Origin of the sequence: Faecalispora anaeroviscerum, assembly GCF_947568225.1 — a bacterium.
Classification (GTDB): Bacteria; Bacillota; Clostridia; order Oscillospirales; family Acutalibacteraceae; genus Faecalispora; species Faecalispora anaeroviscerum.
On sequence record NZ_CANOOQ010000001.1, the window covers coordinates 2,900,564 to 2,921,858 of the forward strand.

The window sequence follows — 21,295 nt, forward strand, 5'->3', positions numbered from 1 at the left end:
CACAAAATATAAAAACATGGAAATAGGAGGCATCGGTATGAAGGATGACGGATGTTCCAAACTGGGGTGCGGCATTGATCTGGTAGGCGCATCATACGGCAAGAGGGGAGGCAGTGTAATGCTGGCAAACCTTATGGTGTAGGTTTACGGCGAGCCGCTGATGGCCTGTGTGCGTCGGCAAAGAAAATCTGACGTACGATCAGTTCGCCGCAGCCAAGACGTTTTATCGTTCGGTTGTGGGGAAATCCGCTGACAATGTTCTGTCAACGGGAATCTTGACACCCGGAAAAGCAGTGACCAGCGCCTATTACTATGATTGTGATGGAAGGCAAGGCCTTTCGGAAAGCCGCCTCTTGGGTGGCGCGATACAAAAAGAGCTACGTACGAGGTTGAATTAACAGAAGGAGGAGTTTGTAAATGGGTAAGTATTTAATCGCATTGGATCAAGGGACTACCAGCTCACGCTGCATTATCTTTGATAAGCAGGGGAATATCATCAATGTGGCACAGAAGGAATTCACTCAGATTTTTCCGCACCCGGGATGGGTGGAGCATGACCCGATGGAGATCTGGTCGAGCCAGCTGGCGGTACTGACTGAAGCAAAGGCCAGATGCAATGTGGATGTCTCTGATATTGCGGCCATCGGCATTACGAACCAGCGTGAAACAACCATTGTGTGGGATCGCCACACCGGCCAGCCGGTCTATAACGCCATTGTATGGCAGTGCCGCCGTACCGCGGAGTACTGCGATGAGCTGAAGGCCAAAGGCCTTGAGCAATCGGTGAAAGACAAAACCGGCCTGATTATAGACGCCTATTTTTCAGGCACCAAGGTACGCTGGATTCTGGAAAATGTGGAGGGAGCCAGAGAGAGAGCTGAAAAAGGCGACCTGCTGTTCGGAACAGTAGACAGCTGGCTGATCTGGAAGCTTACCAAGGGCAAATGTCACGTAACCGACTACTCTAACGCTTCTCGTACCATGCTGTTCAATATACATACACTCGAGTGGGACGATGAGATCTTGAAAGAAATGGGAATTCCAAAGAGCATGCTGCCTGAGGTAAAACCCTCGAGCTATGTGTACGGTAATGTCGATCCGGAGTTTTTGGGCGGAGAAATCCCGATTGCCGGTATCGCGGGCGACCAGCAGGCTGCTTTGTTTGGCCAGTGCTGTTTTGAGTCCGGCCTAGTGAAAAATACGTATGGAACGGGCTGCTTTATCCTGATGAACACCGGAGAAAAAGCGGTCGCCTCTCAAAATGGGCTGATCACTACCATTGCCTGGGGCCTTGACGGCAAGGTGGAATATGCTCTGGAGGGCAGTGTGTTCGTGGCCGGCGCGGCAATTCAGTGGCTGCGTGACGGGCTGCGGATGATCGACAACGCGGCCTTTACCGAAGCCTATGCGAAAAAAGTACCGGACAGTGCCGGCGTTTATGTGGTGCCAGCCTTTGTCGGCCTTGGCGCACCGTATTGGGATCAATATGCCAGAGGAATCATTGTCGGCCTGACCCGCGGTGTGGAAAAGGAGCACTTTATTCGTGCCACCGTGGAAAGCCTTGCCTATCAAAGCTATGATGTGATGAAAGCGATGGAAGCAGACGCGGGCGTAGTGCTCAAAGAAATCCATGTAGACGGCGGAGCATCGGCCAATAACTTCCTGATGCAGTTCCAGTCAGATATTCTGGGGATTAACGTGCTGCGGCCGAAGATTATTGAAAGTACAGCTCTGGGCGCTGTGTACCTGGCCGGACTTGCGGTAGGGTATTACAAGGATAAAGAGGATATTCGCCAGAATGTGGCGCTGGACAGAACCTTTACACCGAATATGGAAGAATCCAAACGGCATGAACTGGTAAGCGGCTGGAAGGAAGCCGTAAAACGTTCCTTTGGCTGGGCAGCCAAGTAATTCGAACCGTAATTTGCAGAGGAGGAATTGTTGTGCAAAACTATCTGTATGAATTTTTGGGTACGGCCCTTCTTGTCCTGTTAGGCGACGCGGTAGTTGCCAACGTGATCCTGAATAAAACCAAAGGCCAGAACTCCGGGTGGATTGTGATTTCATTCGGGTGGGCCTGCGCGGTACTCATTCCGGCGCTGATCTTTACCGCCAGCGGCGCGGTATTTAACCCTGCCCTGGTGCTTGGCCTTGCAGCCATCGGCAAGCTTTCCTGGGCAGTTGTTCCGGGGTACATCGTCGCCGAAATGCTGGGCGGCTTTGTCGGTGCAATTTTGGTGTGGGTGATGTATAAAGATCACTTTGAGGCTACCGACGACGGCAGCACAAAGCTGGGCGTGTTCTGCACCGGCCCTGCAATCCGCAGCTATGGCAATAATTTCATCAGTGAAGTAATCGCAACTTTCGTATTGGTATTTGCGATTCTGGGTATCGCACAAACTCCGGTGAACGGTGTTGCCGCAATGGGTACCTTCGGTGTGGGCGCAATTATCTTTGCTTGCGGCGCCAGCCTCGGCGGAACCACGGGTTATGCGATGAACCCTGCCCGTGATCTGGGCCCCCGTCTTGCTCATGCTATTCTGCCGATCCCCAATAAGAGAGACTCCGATTGGAGTTATTCCTGGATTCCGGTAGTAGGCCCTGTCTGCGGCGGCCTTTTAGGCGCTTGGTTGGCGGCAGCGATTTTCTAAGATTTTGGAAGGATTACTTGACAATACCCCTACAATGGCATAAACTAAAATTTGCCGAGAATTGAGAGAAAGAGCCGGGCAAACTAGACTCATGGTGAAATGGGTCTGTTTTGCTTGGCTCTTTTTGACTCGGATCGATACTTTTAGGAGGTTTTCAGATGTTTGATGTAGCAATCATCGGCGGTGGGGCGTGTGGTTGTTCGCTGCTGTATGAGTTGAGCCGCTACAAGGTGAACGCGGTGCTTTTGGAAAAGGAAAACGACGTAAGCGTCGGTACTACCAAAGCGAACAGCGCGATCGTGCATGCGGGGTACGACCCGGAGCCGGGTACCTTGATGGCCCGCTACAATGTGGAGGGCAACCGGATCATCGAGCAGCTTTGCGCAGATCTGGATATTTTATATGATAAAATCGGATCACTTGTACTTGGATTTTCTGAAGAGGACCGCGCAACGGTGGAAGCTTTGTATCAAAGAGGCGTAGAAAACGGCGTGCCGGGATTGCGTATTATTGAAACAGAGGAGCTGCACCGGATGGAACCGGCGCTGAGCGAAACTGCTCTGTTTGCCCTTTGGGCTCCCAGCGCGGGCATTATTAATCCGTGGGAGCTGGCGATTGCACAGGCTGAGGCGGCTGTGCAGGGCGGCGCGAAGGTGATGCTGGACGCGGAAGTGACCGGTATTGAGAAAAATGGGGAGTCCTTTACCATCCAGACTGCCCAAGGGCCGGTGGAAGCCCGTTTTGTTGTCAATGCTGCCGGAGTATATACAGACCGTATCGCATCTATGGCAGGTGACAACAGCTTTCAGATTACCCCGAACCGGGGAGAGTATTTTGTTCTCGATACCACTCAGGGCAAGCTTGTCAGCCGTGTGATCTTCCAGTGTCCGACCAAGGTGGGGAAAGGTGTACTGGTTTCGCCCACCGTACACGGAAATCTGATTGTCGGCCCCAACGCGGAAGACGTTGACGTGGATGACGCCGACACCACCTCCAACGGTCTGCACAATGTGCGGCAGGCGGCGCTCAGAAGCGTTCCAACCATCAATTTCCGCGACTCCATCCGCAATTTTGCGGGAGTGCGCGCCATTTCTACACAGGATGATTTTATTGTGGGGCCGAGTAAGGCCTGCGAGGGCTTTTTTAACATTGCGGGAATCAAGTCCCCAGGGCTGACTTCATCCCCGGCGATTGCGCGCGATATGGTGCAGCATCTGCACCGCGCCGGTCTGGAGCTTTCGCCGAACCCTGATTTTGTGTCTAAGCGTCGCGTGCTGCGGTTTAAATCCCTTAGCGCGAAGGAACGCGGCGAAGCTATTCAACGCAACCCGCTTTACGGCACCATCGTGTGCCGCTGTGAAACCGTGACCGAGGGCGAGATTGTGGACGCCATGCACCGCCCGCTTGCGCCGCGTTCCGTAGATGGTATTAAGCGCCGCTGTACACCAGGCATGGGGCGCTGCCAGGGCGGCTTCTGCGGGCCGAGGGTACAGGCGATTATTGCCCGTGAACTGGGGATTCCGGAGAGCCAGGTGCCTCTGGACCGCACCGGGATGAATATCATCCTTGGTCGGACGAAAGAGCGGAAGGAGGCGGGGGAGCAGTGAAACAGGAATATGATGTGATTGTCGTCGGCGGCGGCCCGGCCGGTCTTGCGGCGGCGCTTTCCGCCCGGCAGAACGGTGCGGAGAGTGTATTACTGCTGGAACGTCAGGCAGACCTCGGCGGAATTCTGAATCAGTGTATTCACAATGGCTTTGGACTGCACTATTTTAAGCAGGAGCTGACAGGCCCGGAATATGCCGAACGGTTTATTGACGAGCTGAAAAAAAGCGATATTGAGGTGTTGACCGGCACTATGGTGCTGGAGCTCGATTTGAGCGAGCAGCGCACCGTATATGCCATTAACCCCAAGCGCGGGTATCTCGAGCTGAAAGCGAAGGCGATTGTTCTGGCCATGGGTTGCCGCGAGAGAACGCGCGGCGCAATTGGCATTCCCGGCAGCCGCCCGGCAGGTGTGTTCACGGCGGGAGCGGCACAGCTGTATATGAATCTGGAGGGCGACCGTGTGGGCAGCCGCGTGGTGATCCTCGGCTCCGGTGACATCGGCCTGATTATGGCTCGCCGCCTGACTCTGGAGGGAGCCAAAGTGCTGGGTGTTTACGAGGTGATGCCGTATTCCGGCGGGCTGACCCGCAATATTGTGCAGTGCCTGAACGATTATGATATTCCGCTGCATTTGTCGCACACCATTACTGAAATTCGCGGCGATAAGCGCGTGGAGCAGGTGGTCGTGCAGAAGGTGGACGAAAACCGCGTCCCCATTCCGGGAACGGAAGAGGTACTGGATTGCGACACCGTGCTGCTCTCCGTCGGGCTTATCCCCGAAAACGAGCTTTCGCGCCAGGCCGGGCTTGAGGTAGACCCACGCACGAACGGCCCCGTGGTATACGAGAACATGGAAACCAGCGCCCGCGGTGTGTTTGCGTGCGGCAATGTAGCTCATGTGCACGATCTGGTGGATTTTGTCACTGCGGAAAGTCAGCGCGCCGGCAAATCTGCCGCGCTGTGCAGCAAGACCGGCAGCCCCTCCGAGGAAGGCATGCTGTGCTTAAAAAATGGCTTTGGCGTCGGTTATACCGTGCCGCAGAAAATCCGACCGCAGGGCGTGGAGAAATCCGTGGATGTCTTTTTCCGCGTGAACCAGATTTTTCGCGGCGCGAGGATAACGGTAACAAGCGGTGAAGCTCTGATTGCTTCGTATCCCCGGGAGCATATCACCCCCGGCGAGATGGAGAAGATTACCCTGCCGCTGGCTCTTTTGCAAAAAGCGGAAAGCGGCGAGCTTATTGTTTCGATTGAAAAGGAGGAATGACGCATGACAGAGCTGGTTTGCATTGTTTGTCCCAAAGGATGCCGCCTGCATGTGGATGAGGAGAACGGCTACAAGGTAACGGGCAATTCCTGCCCGCGGGGGGAAGCCTACGGCAAAAAGGAACTGATCGCCCCCACTCGTACCCTCACCTCCACCGTGAAAATCGAAGGTGCGTCCCTCGCGCGCGTACCGGTGAAAACGGACCGTGAAATCCCAAAGAAAGATATTTTCGAGGCCATGCGCCTGCTCGACGGCGTAACGCTGCAGGCCCCGGTGCATGTGGGGGATATTGTGGTGCCAAAGCTTTTGGGTCTCGACGCGAATTTTGTGGTAACGCGCAGTATGAACAGGGTTTCAGACGCAGGGTAAGCAATCAATAGAATTTTTCGGGATCGGCGGGAGGCTCCAAATGGAGCCTCCCGCTTTTGCTATTACTGGGTACAAATCTTGTCATAGTAAAAAAAGTACTTATCGAAACGAATGTTTTCCGGTATAATGAAGTCATTCAGATCTGGGGAGGTCGTTATGGCATCACGAATTACCCTTTCGGAGGGGAAGATACAGCCGCTTCTGGTGCGGCTTGCGTTTCCGCTTCTGGTAGGCAACATCCTGCAGCAGTGTTACAATATTATTTCTTCCATCATTGTGGAGCGCTACCTGGGGGAAGCTGCGTTTGCGGCCCTTGGCATTGCGGGCACGGTGATGAATTTGTTCATCTTTATTTTGGGCGGCTGCTGCACCGGCATCGCTATTATTATGGCCTCGCTGTATGGCAAGGGGGATCACCCGGCGCTGCGGCAGGCAATTTTTTTGTCGCTGGCGTTCGGCGCGTCGTTTACGCTGCTCATCAGCTTGTTGGGCCTCACCTGCACGCCGTTTCTGCTCCGGCTGATTCAAACCCCACCCGAGGTTTCCGCTCTGGCGGTGGAATACCTCAATACCATCTTTCTTGGGCTGATGGCCTGCTTTTTATATAATTTTTTTGCGGCGGTGCTGCGTGCAATCGGCAATACCAGTGCGGCACTGCTGTTTTTGCTGATTTCAATTGCCATCAGCCTTTTTCTGGCGATTCTGTTTGTGGCGCATCTTGGTCTTGGCGTGCGCGGCGCGGCGCTTTCTACTGTGCTGGCGCAAATTTTATCTGCACTGCTGTGCCTTTTCTATATTCGCCGAACGCTCCCGTTTTTGCGGGTCGGGCGAAAGGATATGCGCTACGACGGCTCTCTGGTTGCGAAAATCGCCCGGTTTTCGCTGGTGTCGGCGCTGCACCAGTCCAGCCTGTATATTGGCAAGCTCCTGGTGCAGGGTGCGGTAAATACCATGGGGCTTGCGGCTATTTCGGCCTATACGGCAACCACGAGGGTGGAGGGGCTCGTTCTTGCGGTGGGAGACAGCGGAGCGGAGGCAATTTCTGTTTTTGTGGCACAGAACACCGGGGCAGGGAAGCGGCCGCGTGCAAGAAAGGGGTTTTTCACCGGCCTGCGAGGAATGCTGGCGATCGCCGGTACGCTGTCGATCATCCTGTTTTTCTCTGCGGAGAGTCTGATGCGCTTTTTTGTCCCCGACGGCAGCGCGCAGACAATTTCGTATGGAACCTCCTATCTTCAAATTCTTTGCTTCTTCTACTTTTTAAGCTATACCGGCAGCGCGTTTGTGGGCTTCTACCGTGGCAGTGGGCTGGTCAATATCCCGCTTATCGGCACTACCCTTCACATTTCGCTGCGTGTGATTTTATCGTATCTGCTTGTTTCCAGTCTGGGGATGGACGCGGTGTCTTACGCAACCGGAATTGGTTGGATTGTGATTGTCATTTTCCACAGCCTGATCTTTGTACGGTTAACAAAAAAGGAAGGGCTGCTTGCGCAGAGCGAGCCGGATATGATAAAGGGAGAATCAGCTGATCAGAAATTGAATACTCCGGCTGATATGCCGCCGCAGGAACCGGAGGGAGGAACAGAGCCATAGAAGGTGGCCTGATTGTTCTCAGTTCCTTTTTTCTGTGTGTATGGTGTTGATAAGAAATAATTCAGCTGAAGCAGGGCGGATGATTCCACCCTGCTTCGGCTTGGTTTTATGAGCCGCCACGTGTTTGGAGGAAGGCGGCGACTTTCCGCAGAAAATTGTGGAAGAGAAATATCAACTCCATCTTTTATCGACAAGAATCGCGATCTGCGTTATAATAAAATAAGACTAAGAGTAGCACGGTCTGTACTGTTTGCCGTGCGAGAGGGGCAGTCCTATGAATCCGGTGATGGAAAACATTCTAACCAGACGCAGTATCCGTTCTTATGAGGAACGGCAGATTCCGGCGGAAAGCCTGGATCAGATCCTTTTGGCCGGCACCTATGCGCCTTCGGGCAGAAGCCTGCAAACTTGGAAGTTTACCGCTGTGCAGAACCCACAGGTGTTGGCACATATCAATACCGCGTTGCGCGAGGCTTTGCGTAACGTTTCGGCCGGACCCGATACGCACCCGTATGTGGTTCGCCTAAAGGCAAAGGCCGAGCGGGAGGATTCGGAATTTTTGTTTCATGCTCCTACCTATGTCATTGTTTCGAATGACCGCGAAAACGTCAATGCCCTTGCCGATTCCGCCGTGGCGCTGGAAAATATGATGCTGGCGGCCCATTCCTTTGGGATCGGCTCCTGCTGGCTGAATCATTTACCCGGCCTGACACACCATCCTGTGATCCGCAGCCTGATGGCAGAACTGGACATTCCGGATCATCACGATATTTACGGAACCCTTGCGCTTGGCTGGCCGAAAAGTTCTCCCCCTTCCGCCAGCTCGCGCAAGGATGCAATTCACATCATCCGCTGACAGGGCGGTGGTTACTGCCGCTCTTTTAAAAAGAAAGGGGACCCCATGATAAAAAAAGAAAAGCCCCGAGGGAAGAATCCGCATGCACCGGTAATTTTGCTGGTGAATGAACCTGGGATTCTGTTTGATTTTCTGCGCGATCATCTGCGTGGAAAATCACGAAACAACATTAAGTCGCTGCTGGCCCGCGGTGCCGTGCTGGTAGAGGGGCGTGTGGCGACGCGTCACGATTACCCTGTGCGTCCTGGGCAGTCCGTGCAGGTTCGCTGGGCGCCGGAGGCTCCGCCGGCCGGTGGCAGAACGCTGGAGATTCTGTATGAAGACGATGCGATTTTAGTCATCAATAAGCCCGCCGGGCTGCTGTCGATTGCCAATGAAAACGAAAAGGAGCGCACCGCGTACCACCAGATGACGGAGCATGTGCGCCAGAGTGACCCGGATTCCAGAATTTTCATTGTACACCGGCTCGACAGAGACACCTCTGGTGTGCTGCTGGCGGCTAAAACCGCAGAGATGAAATACGCTTTGCAGGATCAGTGGGCCACGATCGTGAAAACCAGGGCGTATACCGCCGTGGTAGAGGGGTGCCCCCAGCCGCTGAGCGGGCAAATTCACACCTGGCTGCACGAAACAAAAACGATGCTGGTCTATTCCGGAGAACAGGACGAAAATGGACTGGAAGCGATCACCGACTATAAGGTGATCGGCGTGGCCCCCGGGTATTCCCTGGTAGATGTTCGCCTGCAAACCGGCCGGAAGAACCAGATTCGTGTACACATGAAAGAGATGGGCTGTCCCGTTGTCGGGGACAAAAAGTACGGAGCGAAAAGCAACCCCTTTAAACGGCTTGGCCTGCATGCCGGGCTTCTGGAGTTGCGTCACCCGGAAACAGGGAAGCTTCTGCGGTTTGAAGCCAAGGTTCCCGCTGTGTTTTTATCCATTTCGTTCAAGCGTACCGACATAAAATAAAAGGAAGGCTTTGTCTTTCTTAACGATTACACAGCAAAAGAGCGCGGAGACATCCGCGCTCTTTTGCTGCTTTTATTTGATAAGAAGATTGTTGTCTTCCGTGTTTGCGGGGGGAACTGCGTTTCTGGTTCAGACCCGTCTGCGAAAAGAATTATTTCAAATCCAATACGGAGAGGGAACTGCCGTCGCGCAGCTTGTGGCGGGCACCCTGAATTACCGTATCCATTCGCTCCAGTTCTTCCAAAAGCTGTTTTTCCTGCTCACTTGTGGAAATTACCTTATGGATTCCGCCGTTGCGAATCACAATCCGCTGGTCAGCAAGGAGTGCGAGGAGCGGGTCGTGGGTGGCCATCAAAACAATTTTATCTTCTGCAACCAGCAGCTTCAGCGCCTTTTTGCGGTCAATGCCGGCGTTTTCAATCTCGTCGATCAGAACGATCGGCGATGTGCTTAAAATCGCGGTGTCAGCGATCATCAGCGCACGGGACTGCCCGCCACTCAGGCTTGTGACGGGGGTATCTATGCAAAACTGCTCCCCGGCGAGGCGGTTCGCTTCCTCAATAATGCGGGCAATCACCGTGTCTGGGTTTTCGCACAGGCGGCTTTGGGCGTGCAGCTCCAGAAACTCCTGTACCGTCAGGTCCATGACGAAGTTCATATTCTGCGAAAGCTGGGCCACCAGTTTGTTGCCGGAGGAAAAGCGCCATTTGTTGTCTGGCTTTTCTTCATTGATGAGAATGCTGCGCCCGGTTGGGGTATCGCCCTGCGCCACCCATTCAATGTCCGCTAGCAGGCGGCTTTTGCCGGAGCCGGTTGGCCCTACGATGGAAATTATCTGCGAGCTGTTGATCGTCAGGCGCTCAAACCCCTCCGGCGTGCCTGTTTTGTCATGCCCCGGCAGGAGGGTCAGCGAGTGAACAAGAGAAGAAGAATCAAGCCCCAGAAAGTCGTTCATCTGCTGAATAAAAACTGGCAGGTCTGCCAGCAGACGCTCTTTGTCAATTGCCAAATCCTCCAGCTCGGCAGTGGAAAAGTGATCTAAAAACAGGGGGAAGGTCATGGATTCATATCCGTTTACATCCAGCTTGTTTAGTGCAAAGTAATCAGATATAAATGGATATTCCGTTAAAAGTTGCGAAATGGTTTTTTCCATCATGCCAGATCCTCCCCCAGGTCCATTTTCTTTACGTTCCCCAGCTGATACGTTTCACCGATTCTCGTTTCGCCCAGGCAGTACGAGCATAGGGCCGCCGGCATAGGGAAGCGCAGCTGTACGCCCTGCACCGAATCCACACGTTTTGATTCATCATACACGAGGGTTCCCAGTTCATAGGCACCCTGGCCCGTCAGGCCGTTGACGTGCATCACGACAGCGCGGGGATTCACCGAGCTGACGCGAGAGGCAAACACCTCGCGCTCCGCCTGCGATACGATGTCGCCCTTGGTAATGACGACAATATCGGCAGATTTGAGCAGGGGGCCGATTTTTTTCGGGGTGTTGATGCCCGAAAGATTGTCGATCACGCAGACCCCCTTGATGTCCCGGAGGTAAGGGGAGCAGCGGTTGCACAGGCCGGCGGATTCGCTGATAAGCAGATCAAGGCCGATGCGGTTGCCCCATTTCACAATTTCCTCAATATTCGAAGCAAAAAAGTGGTCGGGGCAAAGTGCGCCGGACAGCCCCTTCTTTACGGGAACACCCGCTTTTTCATAGGCGACGTCGTCGTCGGTATACAGGCAGTCAAACTTTACGACGCCCACTTTCAGGCCGCGGTTTTGCAGCGCGGCAATGGTTTTTAAAATCACAGAGGTTTTGCCCGAGGATGGAGGGCCGGAAAAAATCGTGAGGTTCATAATTGCTCCTTTCCTGCGGCGGCATAAAAGTCACGCTCTGTTTCGCGGATCAGCGCGCCAATGTCGTTCTCATGAATATAATCCCAGCCCAGCCACAGAAAATGCTGGTCGGGGCGCAGACCATTGTTCACCAGTGGATTGGTCGAGGGAAACTTGCCGTTCAGTGACATCAGCTCGCCAACCTCCTTGGAAAACAGAAAATCAACAAATGGCTTTACCTTGTCTTTGGACGCAGCCTTTGTCAGCAGGAAGATAGGGCTGATGATTGCGCCCTCCTTTGGCCATACAGGAACCAGCGGGCTGTTGACATCGAGCATCTGCGTGAAAAAGTATGGAGTGATCGAAACGGCGGGGGCCTGCTGCTGCCGGCCGGATTTTACCATCTGCGCGGGGTGCATGCCGCTGAGCAGATTGCGCCCGAGTTTTTCAATGCCCTCCTTGCCGTAAAAGCGTCGGATGTGCAGCGTCAGCGCGTTGAACATATCCAGATCGCGCACCGGCAGAGAAATGCTGTTCTCGAATTCGGGGCGAAGCAGGTCTTCCCATCCGGTCGGGAACGGGCGGTCTCCCAGAACAGCGGTGTTCACCATAAACACGCATGCCACTACGCCAATGATCGTATACTGCCCCAGTGGGTCTCTTAAATTGATGCGCTGATTTTCAAAATCAGGATTCAATCGGGGAAGCCCCGAAAGGTCCTGAAACACGCCTTCTTCGCGGTAGCGGCCCATCAGCTGGCGGTCAAAGAAAAGGTCAAAGCCAGCGGAAAGGTATAGATCCGAAAGCTTTTCGGGGCTTCCGTCTGCGGCGAGCACGCGCTCCTTGGCAGAATCGAGTCCCATGCTGGCGGCCTTTAAATCGTAATCGGTGCGTGCGGCCAGCTCGTCGTTTTCTTTCAGCCAGGCCTCCAGGCGTTCCAGCAGCGGAATCCGGATGGGGCAGGGCAGCACGCCCTCGACTCTGATTTCCGCGCCGCTTTCCTTTTTCATGGCGGTAAGCCCGGTGGAGACGGCATACCGCCCCTGTTCGATCACATCCACTAGCTTTTGCTCAAACAGCTCCGGATTGATTTTTTTACTGCGCAGAGCAGTTTCCAGTGAAATAGTCTTGCCTAGTGTTTTGCGCATCAGGTCGTTTTTCAGCTGATCAAAGCCGTGCGCAGCGAGCAGCTCGATTGCTTCCGGGTGTTTCTCAGTAATATCATAAACAGTGTCGATGAGTTTAAAATATTCGTTCATTCCAATTCCGTCCTTTCAGCTCGGTCGATTTGGTGGATTTTCTTTTTAATGATTGTAGTATACCAAAAAGTGAGTCGCTTGTATGTTGCAAAAGCAACATTATAAAAACAGGTAGATATTTTGCGTTGACAGTGGCGGCAAGGGGCGATATAATACGGGGAATATCAGCACTTGTGCTATTTGGCGGTTCGGTTGGGTTCGCGCAGGCGTTGTCCGCATATTATAAAAATGAGCGCGAAAGCAGACGAGATTCAGTGGAGGTGGAGCTATGGTAGTACATGAATTGCCGTTTCCCGTGGTATGGAAAGACGGTGTGCAGGCCGGGTATGGGGGAAACCAGGAATGGTTTTTGCAGGTTTTTCAGCGCACCGCAGGTTGCGCCAGCGTTACAGGCGCGAATCTGGCGGCATATTACGCGTCCCTGGTTCCCGCGGGCCGCAGCCTGTATTCCGGGGAGACGGAGCGGTTTTCCAAACCGGAATATCTGCATGTGATGGAAGAGATGTACCGATACATGACGCCGGGGCCGATGGGATTCCCGGTGGCAGGGCGCTTTGTGCAGAAATTCCTGTTGTTTGCCAGAGAGCACGGGAGTGTTTTTCAGGCGCACACGTTATTCCACCGCCGCAGTTGTGAGGAACGAATGAATTTTCTCAAAGAGGCGATTGTCAAAGGAAACCCAGTCGCGTTTCTAATTTTAAAGCACCGCGCCCCGGAGATGAAAGAGAATAACTGGCATTGGGTCACCATTACCGGCTGGAGTAAGGATGCCGACGGCGAACAGGTGATTCTTTCGAACTGCGGCGAGCGCGAGGTGTACCCGGCCGAGCTGCTGTTTGAAAACCACTATGGAAATGTTCTGCGGCTGGTGTGGTTTTCTATGGCAGATTAATCCTGTGTGTCAATCGCGGGGCGGTTCGCATGGGAAATTGCTTTCCATGTCGCGGAGGGGCGGCGCGCTATGCGCCGGGGCCTTGTTTGTTTTTTTCTGTGGGCTCTCCCACGGAGAAATGCTGCTGGCGCAGGGCTTGCCCCTCAGGCCGGGGCGGGCCCCAACTTTCTTTACGAAAAGAAAGTAGGCAAAGAATCGCCCAAGGCTCCGCCTTCGGAATCCGTTTTGGGGAACGGTTTCGGCTCCCGTTAACAATAGCCTTCGGAAAGGCACTCTGTGGAAAGTGCGCACGCGCCTTGCTTAGTGGGAACAGGCAGTTTGCCGGTTTCGTTCGGCGGCGCCCCCTTTCCGAGTGCTCTCATTGGCTCGCAGAAGGGCAGCCTTACGGTAGCTTTGATTGATTGGAAGTTCAACCATAGTTCCGATGTTTCAATTTGCAGAGCAAATGCGGCGAAGCCGCATCTAATAACTCCGAGCTAACGAGAGCGCTTTGAAAATGCCCGCCGACAGACGGGACAGTAAGACTGATTTCCAGATGAAACTCGGAGAGTGGGCATTTTCAATGGAGCGCCTTCCCGGTGGCTAGTGGCGGCACTCGTCGGAACCGTTCCCCAAACGGATTCCAAAGGTGTCCTTTGGAAGGCCTTTGCTTACTTTCGTCCTTTCACGAAAGTAAGTGCCCGCCCCGGCACGAGGGGCAAGCCTGCGCAAGCAGAAATTCCACGGGGAATCCCCGAAAAAAACAAATTCTCTTGCGCACGACGGAGAGTCCGCACGTGCCTTACAGCGGCGAAGCCGCATCTAATAACTCCGAGCTAACGAGAGCGCTTTGAAAATGCCTACCGACAGACGGGACAGCAAGACTTATTTACGGAGGAAACTCGGAGAATGGGCATTTTCAATGAAGCGCCTTTCTGAGGGCTTTCGTTTGTGCAATGAAGGATCGTTTCCCAAACGGCTTCCAAAGGTGCCCTTTGGAAGGCCTTTGCTTACTTTCGTCCTTTCACGAAAGTAAGTGTCCGCCCCGGCACGAGGGGCAAGCCTGTGCCAGCAGAATTCCCACGGGGAACCCCCGGAGAAAAAACAAATTCTCTTACGAGAAAAAAGAAAGCCCCGCCCCGGCACGAGGGGCAAAAAAAACCTCCGGCCGCAGCAACGGGCTGCAACCGGAGGTTTTTATGAAGATATTTTATTGTTTTGCGGGCTTCTCCCAGCCGGCAACCAAATCGGCTGTCGCTTCGAGCGCGGCAGCGGGGTAGCCTTCGATGCTTCCGCTGTCGCAGGCCGCGGCCAGAGCCGGATCAATCGGCAGCTTAGCCAGTACCTTCAGGTGATGCTGCTGCGCGATTTCTTCCACGTGGCTTTCGCCGAACACCGCAATCTTCTTGCCGCAGTCGGGACACTCCACATAAGACAGGTTCTCAATCAGGCCCAGAATGGGAACGTTCATCATCTCCGCCATTTTCACCGCTTTCGAAACGATCATTGAAACCAGCTCCTGCGGTGAGGTGACTAGAATAATTCCGTCCAGAGGGATCGACTGAAACGCCGTCAATGCCACATCACCGGTTCCGGGCGGCATATCGAGGAATAGGACGTCCAAATCTCCCCAGATGACGTCTTTCCAAAACTGTTTGACAACGCCCCCGAGGATCGGGCCGCGCCACAGCACGGGGTCGGTGGGATGATCCAGCAGAAGATTAACGGAAATCAGCTTGATACCAGTTTCGCTTAAAACAGGGAGAATGCCGTTCTGGTCGGCCAGCGCTTTTTCTGTGATACCAAACAGCTTGGGGATTGAGGGGCCGGTAATGTCCGCGTCCAGTACGCCGCTGACCAGACCCATGCGGTTTGCGAGGACTGCCAGCATCGCCGTTACGGAGGATTTCCCCACGCCGCCCTTGCCGCTGACAACGCCGATCACCTTTTTGATTCGGCTCAGGCGGTGGGGGGCTTCCAGCAGGCTGGCCGGTTCGGTGCGGCTGGCGCAGTCGGCGCTGCAGCTGCCGCAGGAATGGTTGCAGGTTTCGCTCATGGCTTTACGCTCCTTTGACCTATTTTTCAGAACGGGAAGGGCCCGTTTCAATTTAATTCCTGTACAGTATACTCTATTTGAGTGGAAAGTCAACCGCGGCGGTCAGGAGAAGTGAGGGCAATAAAAAAATCCCTTCCGCAGCGCGAAAAGGATCTGAAAACAAGTTTTTTATCTCTAAAATACTAGAATATGATTAGTTACCCACAATTATTCCAATTATCTTTCAGGATATACTTGACAACCGCAATATATTGTAATAAAATAATATACTGCATCATCATGGAAACGTATACTTTTTTCCCTTACTTTAGATTTATTCTAACATGCTTTTTGGAAAAAGGCAAGAGCATCTTTTAAAATTTTACCGAAGCGGTGGTGTGCGCCGGCAGGAAAGTTTGTTTATCTGACACAGATGGTGAAATATATGAATGGAGTGATTGAGCCAATGGTGAATGTCAAACCGGTACAACTAGGCAAGAATACTCGCATGAGCTTCTCCCGGATTGATGAAGTCCTGGACATGCCGAACTTGATCGAGGTGCAGAAGAATTCCTACCAGTGGTTTTTGGAAGAGGGCCTGAAAGAGGTTTTTCGCGATGTTTCCGGCATCACGGATTATACCGGGAATCTGGTACTCGATTTTGTAAACTATAAACTGGATGACAAGCCTAATTACAGCGTGGAGGAATGCAAGGAACGCGATACCACCTACGCTTCGGCTCTTCGGGTAACGGCCCGCCTGCTGAATAAGGAAACCGGTGAGATCAAGGAATCTGAGGTTTTCATGGGCGACTTCCCGCTGATGACAGACAGCGGTACATTTGTGATTAATGGCGCGGAACGCGTAATCGTATCTCAGCTTGTGCGTTCCCCCGGCGTTTACTATAAAATGGAATACGATAAAACCGGTAAGGAGCTGTTCAGCTCTACGGTAATTCCGAACCGCGGTGCCTGGCTGGAATATGAGAACGACGCGAACGACGTGTTCTATGTGCGCATTGATAAGAACCGTAAAATACCGATCACGGTGTTTATTCGTGCGCTTGGCCTCTCTACCGACGAAGAAATCCGCGAGTACTTCGGCGAAGATGACCGCATTCTGGCCACGATTGAGAAAGACCCCTGTAAAAACACCGAAGAGGCTCTGTTTGAGGTGTACCGCAAGCTGCGCCCGAGCGAGCCGCCCACGATTGAAAGCGCGCAGACGCACATCAACGGGCTGTTCTTCGACGCCAGACGATACGATCTTTCCCGCGTGGGCCGCTATAAATATAATAAGAAGCTGAATTTGGCCGGCAGAATTACCGACCAGCAGCTGTCGCGCCCGATTGTGAACCCGTTGACCGGCGAACTGATGGCCGAGGCCGGCGAGGTGCTCACTCACCAGAGGGCCATGGAGATTGACAATGCGGGTGTATCCACTGCCTATGTGCAGCAGGGCGAGCGTGAGATCAAGGTGATTTCAAACGGCATGGTCAACGTGAACGATTTTGTTTCGTTCGACGCGAAGAAGGAATGCGGTATCAATGAGCGCGTCCGTTTCAGCGTTTTGGTCGAAATCCTGGAAAGCTGCGAGGGTGAGGAAGAGCTGAAAGAGACTCTGCGCGCCCGTACTGACGAGCTGGTACCCAAGCACATTATTATTGACGATATTTTCTCGTCGATTAACTATATGAACTGCCTGGCGATGGGCCTCGGCCATATTGACGACATTGACCATTTGGGCAACCGCCGTATCCGTTCTGTTGGTGAACTGCTGCAGAACCAGTTCCGCATCGGTTTCTCCCGTCTGGAACGCGTCATCCGCGAGAGAATGACGCTGCAGGCGCAGGATCTTGAGATCCTGACTCCTCATTCGCTCATTAACATCCGTCCTGTTGTGGCGGCGATCAAGGAATTCTTCGGTTCCTCTCCGCTGTCGCAGTTCATGGATCAGAATAATCCGCTGGCAGAGCTGACGCATAAGCGCCGCCTGTCCTCCCTCGGCCCCGGCGGCTTGTCTCGTGACCGCGCCGGATTCGAGGTGCGAGATGTTCACTACAGCCACTACGGCCGCATGTGCCCAATTGAAACGCCTGAAGGCCCGAACATCGGTCTGATTTCGTACCTTGCAACGTTCGCGCGCATCAACGAGTACGGCTTTATTGAAGCTCCATTCCGCCTTGTGGATAAAAGCACTAATTGCGTCACCTCCGATGTGGTGTACATGACCGCGGACGTAGAGGATGATTATATTGTGGCGCAGGCAAACGAGCCTTTGGATGATGAGGGACACTTTATCCATCCGAAGATCAACGGCCGTTACCGCGATGAGTTTGTGCAGGTGGAAAGCGCCCGTGCCGACTTTATGGACGTTTCGCCCCGCATGGTCGTTTCTGTTGCTACCGCGATGATTCCGTTCCTTGAGAACGATGACGCCAACCGTGCCTTGATGGGCTCCAACATGCAGCGGCAGGCGGTTCCGCTGCTGACAACCGAAAGCCCCATCGTGGGTACCGGTATGGAATACAAGGCGGGCGTAGACTCCGGCGTTTGTGTGCTGGCAAGGCGTGCGGGCGTGATACGAAGTGTCAGCGCCGATGAAATCCGCATCACCGCGGAAAACGGCGAGGTAGACACCTACCGCGTGACGAAGTTTATGCGTTCCAACCAGGGCACCTGCATCAATCAGGTTCCGGTGGTGGATCGCGGTCAGCAGGTGGAAGCCGGCGAAGTCATCGCCGACGGCCCCGCAACCAGCAACGGTGAAATCAGCCTTGGTAAAAATGCTCTCATCGGCTTTATGACCTGGGAAGGCTACAACTATGAGGATGCCGTTCTCATCAACGAGAAAATCGTCCGTGAAGACGTTTATACCTCGATTCATATTGAAGAATACGAGATTGAGGCCCGTGACACGAAGCTCGGGCCGGAGGAGATCACCCGCGACATCCCCAACGTCAACGAGGATCTGCTCAGCGACTTGAACGAAAACGGCATTATCCGCGTCGGCGCGGAGGTTCGTGCTGGCGATATTCTGGTCGGTAAGGTAACGCCCAAGGGCGAAACCGAGCTGACGGCGGAGGAACGCCTGCTGCGCGCCATCTTTGGTGAAAAGGCCCGCGAGGTGCGCGACACCTCTCTGCGTGTGCCCCACGGCGAATATGGAATTGTAGTAGATGTCAAGGTGTTTACCCGCGAAAACAGCCACGACGAGCTGAGTCCCGGTGTCAACAAGGTGGTTCGCTGCTATATTGCCCAGAAGAGAAAGATCTCGGTCGGCGATAAGATGGCGGGCCGTCACGGAAACAAGGGCGTTGTGTCCCGTATTCTGCCGGAAGAGGATATGCCCTTCCTGCCAGACGGGCGCCCGCTCGACATTGTGCTGAACCCTCTGGGTGTTCCGTCCCGTATGAACATCGGCCAGGTGCTCGAGGTTCATCTGGGCCGCGCGGCCAAGGCTCTCGGCTGGAAGATCATGACCCCCGTATTCGACGGTGCGCATGAAGACGACATCCGTGCCTGCCTGAATGCGGCCGGCATGAGAGAAGACGGCAAGGTAGAGCTCAGAGACGGCCGCACCGGCGAACTGTTCGACAACCCCGTCACCGTCGGCTATATGTACTACCTCAAGCTCCATCACCTGGTTGATGATAAGATTCATGCCCGTTCCACCGGCCCGTACTCGCTTGTTACCCAGCAGCCTCTGGGCGGCAAGGCGCAGTTCGGCGGTCAGCGCTTCGGAGAGATGGAGGTTTGGGCGCTGGAAGCTTACGGCGCTGCCTATACCCTGCAGGAGATTCTGACCGTGAAGTCCGACGACGTGATTGGCCGTGTGAAAACGTACGAGGCCATCGTTAAGGGCCAGAACATTCCGAAGCCCGGCGTGCCGGAGTCCTTCAAGGTTCTGATTAAGGAGCTGCAGTCGCTGGCTCTGGATGTAAAGGTACTTGACGCGAACAACGAGGAAGTCGACCTGCAGGTGAACTATGACGATGATGTAGGATTTACTCCGTCCAGCGATACGTTTGACGAGCCGACTGTCGCTACTCAGGATAATTTTGACGGATATACGGTGGAAGATCCCGACCTGGACGATTCCTATGAAGAGGAGCCGGATCTGTTTTCGGAGGAAGACAACGAAGAGGAAGATTCTTTCGACAGCGATTCTGACAGCAAAGACATCGAATAGTAGGGGGTTGCAATATGGAATTTAACGTATTTGAATCAATGAAGATCGGCCTGGCTTCTCCGGATACCATCCGCACGTGGTCGCATGGCGAGGTGAAAAAGCCCGAAACGATCAACTATCGTACCCTGAAACCCGAGCGCGACGGGCTGTTCTGCGAAAGGATCTTCGGGCCGCAGAAGGACTGGGAGTGCCACTGCGGAAAATATAAAAGAATCCGTTATAAAGGGAAAATCTGCGAACGCTGCGGCGTTGAAGTAACCACCGCGAAGGTTCGCCGCGAGCGCATGGGTCACATTGAGCTGGCCGCGCCGGTCTCTCACATTTGGTACTTCAAGGGCATCCCCTCCCGCATGGGCCTGATTCTCGACATCTCGCCCCGTATGCTGGAAAAGGTGCTGTACTTTGCCCTATATATTGTTACCGACCCGGGCAATGTTCGTGAGCTGCAAAAAAAGCAGATGCTCAATGAAAAAGAATACCGCGATATGCGCGAAAAATATGAGGATGATTTCAAGGCCAGCATGGGCGCTGAAGCGATTCAGGCTCTTTTGGCTGAGATCGATCTTGATAAGGAATCTGAGGAGCTGAAAACAGAGCTGGAGAATTCCTCTGGACAGAAGCGCGTCAGAATTCTGAAAAGACTCGAAGTTGTTGAGGCGTTCCGCCTTTCCGGCAACCGCCCCGAATGGATGATTATGGATGCTGTTCCGGTGATTCCGCCGGATCTGCGACCCATGGTACAGCTCGACGGTGGTCGCTTTGCGACCTCCGATCTGAATGATCTGTACCGCCGCGTGATCAACCGAAATAACCGTCTGAAAAGATTGCTGGAGCTTGGCGCGCCGGATATTATTGTGCGCAACGAAAAGCGCATGCTGCAGGAGGCGGTTGACGCCCTGATCGACAACGGCCGCCGCGGCCGCCCCGTGACCGGCCCGAACAACCGCCCGCTCAAATCCCTTTCGGATATGCTGAAGGGTAAGCAGGGACGTTTCCGTCAGAACCTGCTGGGCAAGCGTGTTGACTACTCCGGTCGTTCCGTTATCGTTGTTGGTCCTGAGCTGAAAATGTTCCAATGCGGTCTGCCGAAGGAAATGGCGCTGGAGCTGTTTAAGCCCTTTGTGATGAAGCGCCTGGTCGAAACTGGCCTGGCGGGCAACATCAAGGCGGCGAGAAAAGCGGTTGAGCGCGCAAAGCCTGAGGTTTGGGATGCGTTGGAAATCGTGATCAAGAACCACCCGGTTCTGCTCAACCGCGCGCCGACGCTGCATCGCTTGGGCATTCAGGCCTTTGAGCCGGTTCTCGTTGAGGGCAAAGCCTTAAAGCTGCACCCGCTGGTTTGCACCGCGTACAACGCCGACTTCGACGGAGACCAGATGGCTGTTCACGTGCCGCTTTCCGCAGAGGCGCAGGCTGAGGCTCGTTTCTTGATGCTGGCCGCCGGCAACCTGCTCAAGCCCTCCGACGGACGCCCGGTTACCGTCCCGACACAGGACATGGTTCTGGGTTCCTATTACCTGACGCTGGATAAAGACGGCGAAGAGGGCGAAGGCAAGATTTTCCGTGATGTGGATGAAGCCCTCATGGCCTACGATACCAAGGTGGTGCAGCTGCACGCAAAAATCAAGGTGCGCCGCACGCTGGAAATCAACGGGGAAAAGGTCACCGGCCTGGTGGATACCACCGTTGGCCGTATTATCTTCAACCGCCCTATCCCGCAGGATTTGGGCTATGTGGATCGTTCCATTCCGGAGAACCGCCTGAAATTTGAAATCGACTTCTTGGTGGG

15 protein-coding genes are annotated in these 21,295 nt (G+C 54.0%); 11 read left to right on the top strand and 4 right to left on the bottom strand.

All coding sequences use genetic code 11. The features are described from left to right. Positions 1-417 precede the first annotated feature (417 nt). The 8 genes from glpK to QOS46_RS14190 all read left to right on the top strand — a co-directional run bounded on the left by glpK (position 418) and on the right by QOS46_RS14190 (position 9,316). Positions 418-1,911, top strand: a complete 1,494-nt coding sequence (gene glpK, locus QOS46_RS14155) for a glycerol kinase GlpK (RefSeq protein WP_283610712.1) — start codon at positions 418-420, stop codon at positions 1,909-1,911. Between the two features lie 32 nt (positions 1,912-1,943). Then, entirely contained in the window at positions 1,944-2,651 is a 708-nt protein-coding gene (locus QOS46_RS14160) for an MIP/aquaporin family protein (protein ID WP_283610713.1), read from the top strand. Between the two features lie 158 nt (positions 2,652-2,809). Next, on the top strand, positions 2,810-4,258 hold the full coding sequence (locus QOS46_RS14165) for an NAD(P)/FAD-dependent oxidoreductase (RefSeq protein ID WP_283610714.1): 1,449 nt from the start codon (positions 2,810-2,812) through the stop codon (positions 4,256-4,258). Beyond that, a complete protein-coding gene (locus QOS46_RS14170) occupies positions 4,255-5,526 on the top strand; it encodes an NAD(P)/FAD-dependent oxidoreductase (protein WP_283610715.1) in 1,272 nt (423 codons plus the stop codon). The genes QOS46_RS14165 and QOS46_RS14170 overlap by 4 nt, the downstream gene beginning before the upstream one ends. A gap of 3 nt (positions 5,527-5,529) precedes the next feature. Continuing rightward, positions 5,530-5,895, top strand: coding sequence for a DUF1667 domain-containing protein (locus QOS46_RS14175; RefSeq protein WP_283610716.1), 366 nt, complete (start codon positions 5,530-5,532; stop codon positions 5,893-5,895). 156 nt (positions 5,896-6,051) lie between these two features. After that, positions 6,052-7,491 carry an MATE family efflux transporter gene (locus tag QOS46_RS14180; RefSeq protein WP_283610718.1) on the top strand — a complete coding sequence of 480 codons (1,440 nt, stop codon included), beginning with the start codon at positions 6,052-6,054 and terminating at the stop codon, positions 7,489-7,491. A 274-nt stretch (positions 7,492-7,765) separates the two neighbouring features. Next, entirely contained in the window at positions 7,766-8,347 is a 582-nt protein-coding gene (locus tag QOS46_RS14185; RefSeq protein ID WP_283610720.1) for a nitroreductase family protein, read from the top strand. Positions 8,348-8,392: 45 nt separating this feature from the next. Continuing rightward, positions 8,393-9,316, top strand: a complete 924-nt coding sequence (locus QOS46_RS14190) for an RluA family pseudouridine synthase (protein ID WP_283610722.1) — start codon at positions 8,393-8,395, stop codon at positions 9,314-9,316. 151 nt (positions 9,317-9,467) lie between these two features. Here the strand turns inward: QOS46_RS14190 and QOS46_RS14195 are convergent, their stop codons facing one another. From QOS46_RS14195 to QOS46_RS14205, 3 genes are read right to left on the bottom strand one after another with little or no spacing between them, the layout of a single operon-like run. Next, positions 9,468-10,472, bottom strand: coding sequence for an ATP-binding cassette domain-containing protein (locus QOS46_RS14195; RefSeq protein WP_283610724.1), 1,005 nt, complete (start codon positions 10,470-10,472; stop codon positions 9,468-9,470). Next, positions 10,469-11,170 carry a GTP-binding protein gene (locus QOS46_RS14200; protein ID WP_283610726.1) on the bottom strand — a complete coding sequence of 234 codons (702 nt, stop codon included), beginning with the start codon at positions 11,168-11,170 and terminating at the stop codon, positions 10,469-10,471. The genes QOS46_RS14195 and QOS46_RS14200 overlap by 4 nt, the downstream gene beginning before the upstream one ends. After that, entirely contained in the window at positions 11,167-12,408 is a 1,242-nt protein-coding gene (locus QOS46_RS14205; RefSeq protein WP_283610728.1) for an ABC transporter substrate-binding protein, read from the bottom strand. Before QOS46_RS14205 ends, QOS46_RS14200 begins: the two co-directional genes overlap by 4 nt. Positions 12,409-12,676: 268 nt before the next feature. On the opposite strand from QOS46_RS14205, the gene QOS46_RS14210 reads away from it, so the two are divergent. Beyond that, complete coding sequence (locus tag QOS46_RS14210) at positions 12,677-13,300, top strand: hypothetical protein (RefSeq protein ID WP_283610730.1); 624 nt, start codon at positions 12,677-12,679, stop codon at positions 13,298-13,300. A 1,189-nt stretch (positions 13,301-14,489) separates the two neighbouring features. Here the strand turns inward: QOS46_RS14210 and QOS46_RS14215 are convergent. After that, positions 14,490-15,335 carry an Mrp/NBP35 family ATP-binding protein gene (locus QOS46_RS14215; RefSeq protein WP_283610732.1) on the bottom strand — a complete coding sequence of 282 codons (846 nt, stop codon included), beginning with the start codon at positions 15,333-15,335 and terminating at the stop codon, positions 14,490-14,492. Between the two features lie 445 nt (positions 15,336-15,780). Here QOS46_RS14215 and rpoB point away from each other — a divergent pair, with 445 nt between their 5' ends. Next, the gene (gene rpoB / locus QOS46_RS14220; RefSeq protein ID WP_283610857.1) at positions 15,781-19,506 is read left to right on the top strand and encodes a DNA-directed RNA polymerase subunit beta; all 3,726 of its coding nucleotides are present in this window, start codon (positions 15,781-15,783) and stop codon (positions 19,504-19,506) included. A 14-nt stretch (positions 19,507-19,520) separates the two neighbouring features. Continuing rightward, positions 19,521-21,295: DNA-directed RNA polymerase subunit beta' (gene rpoC, locus QOS46_RS14225; protein ID WP_283610734.1), on the top strand; the 1,775-nt coding region annotated here is incomplete at its 3' end.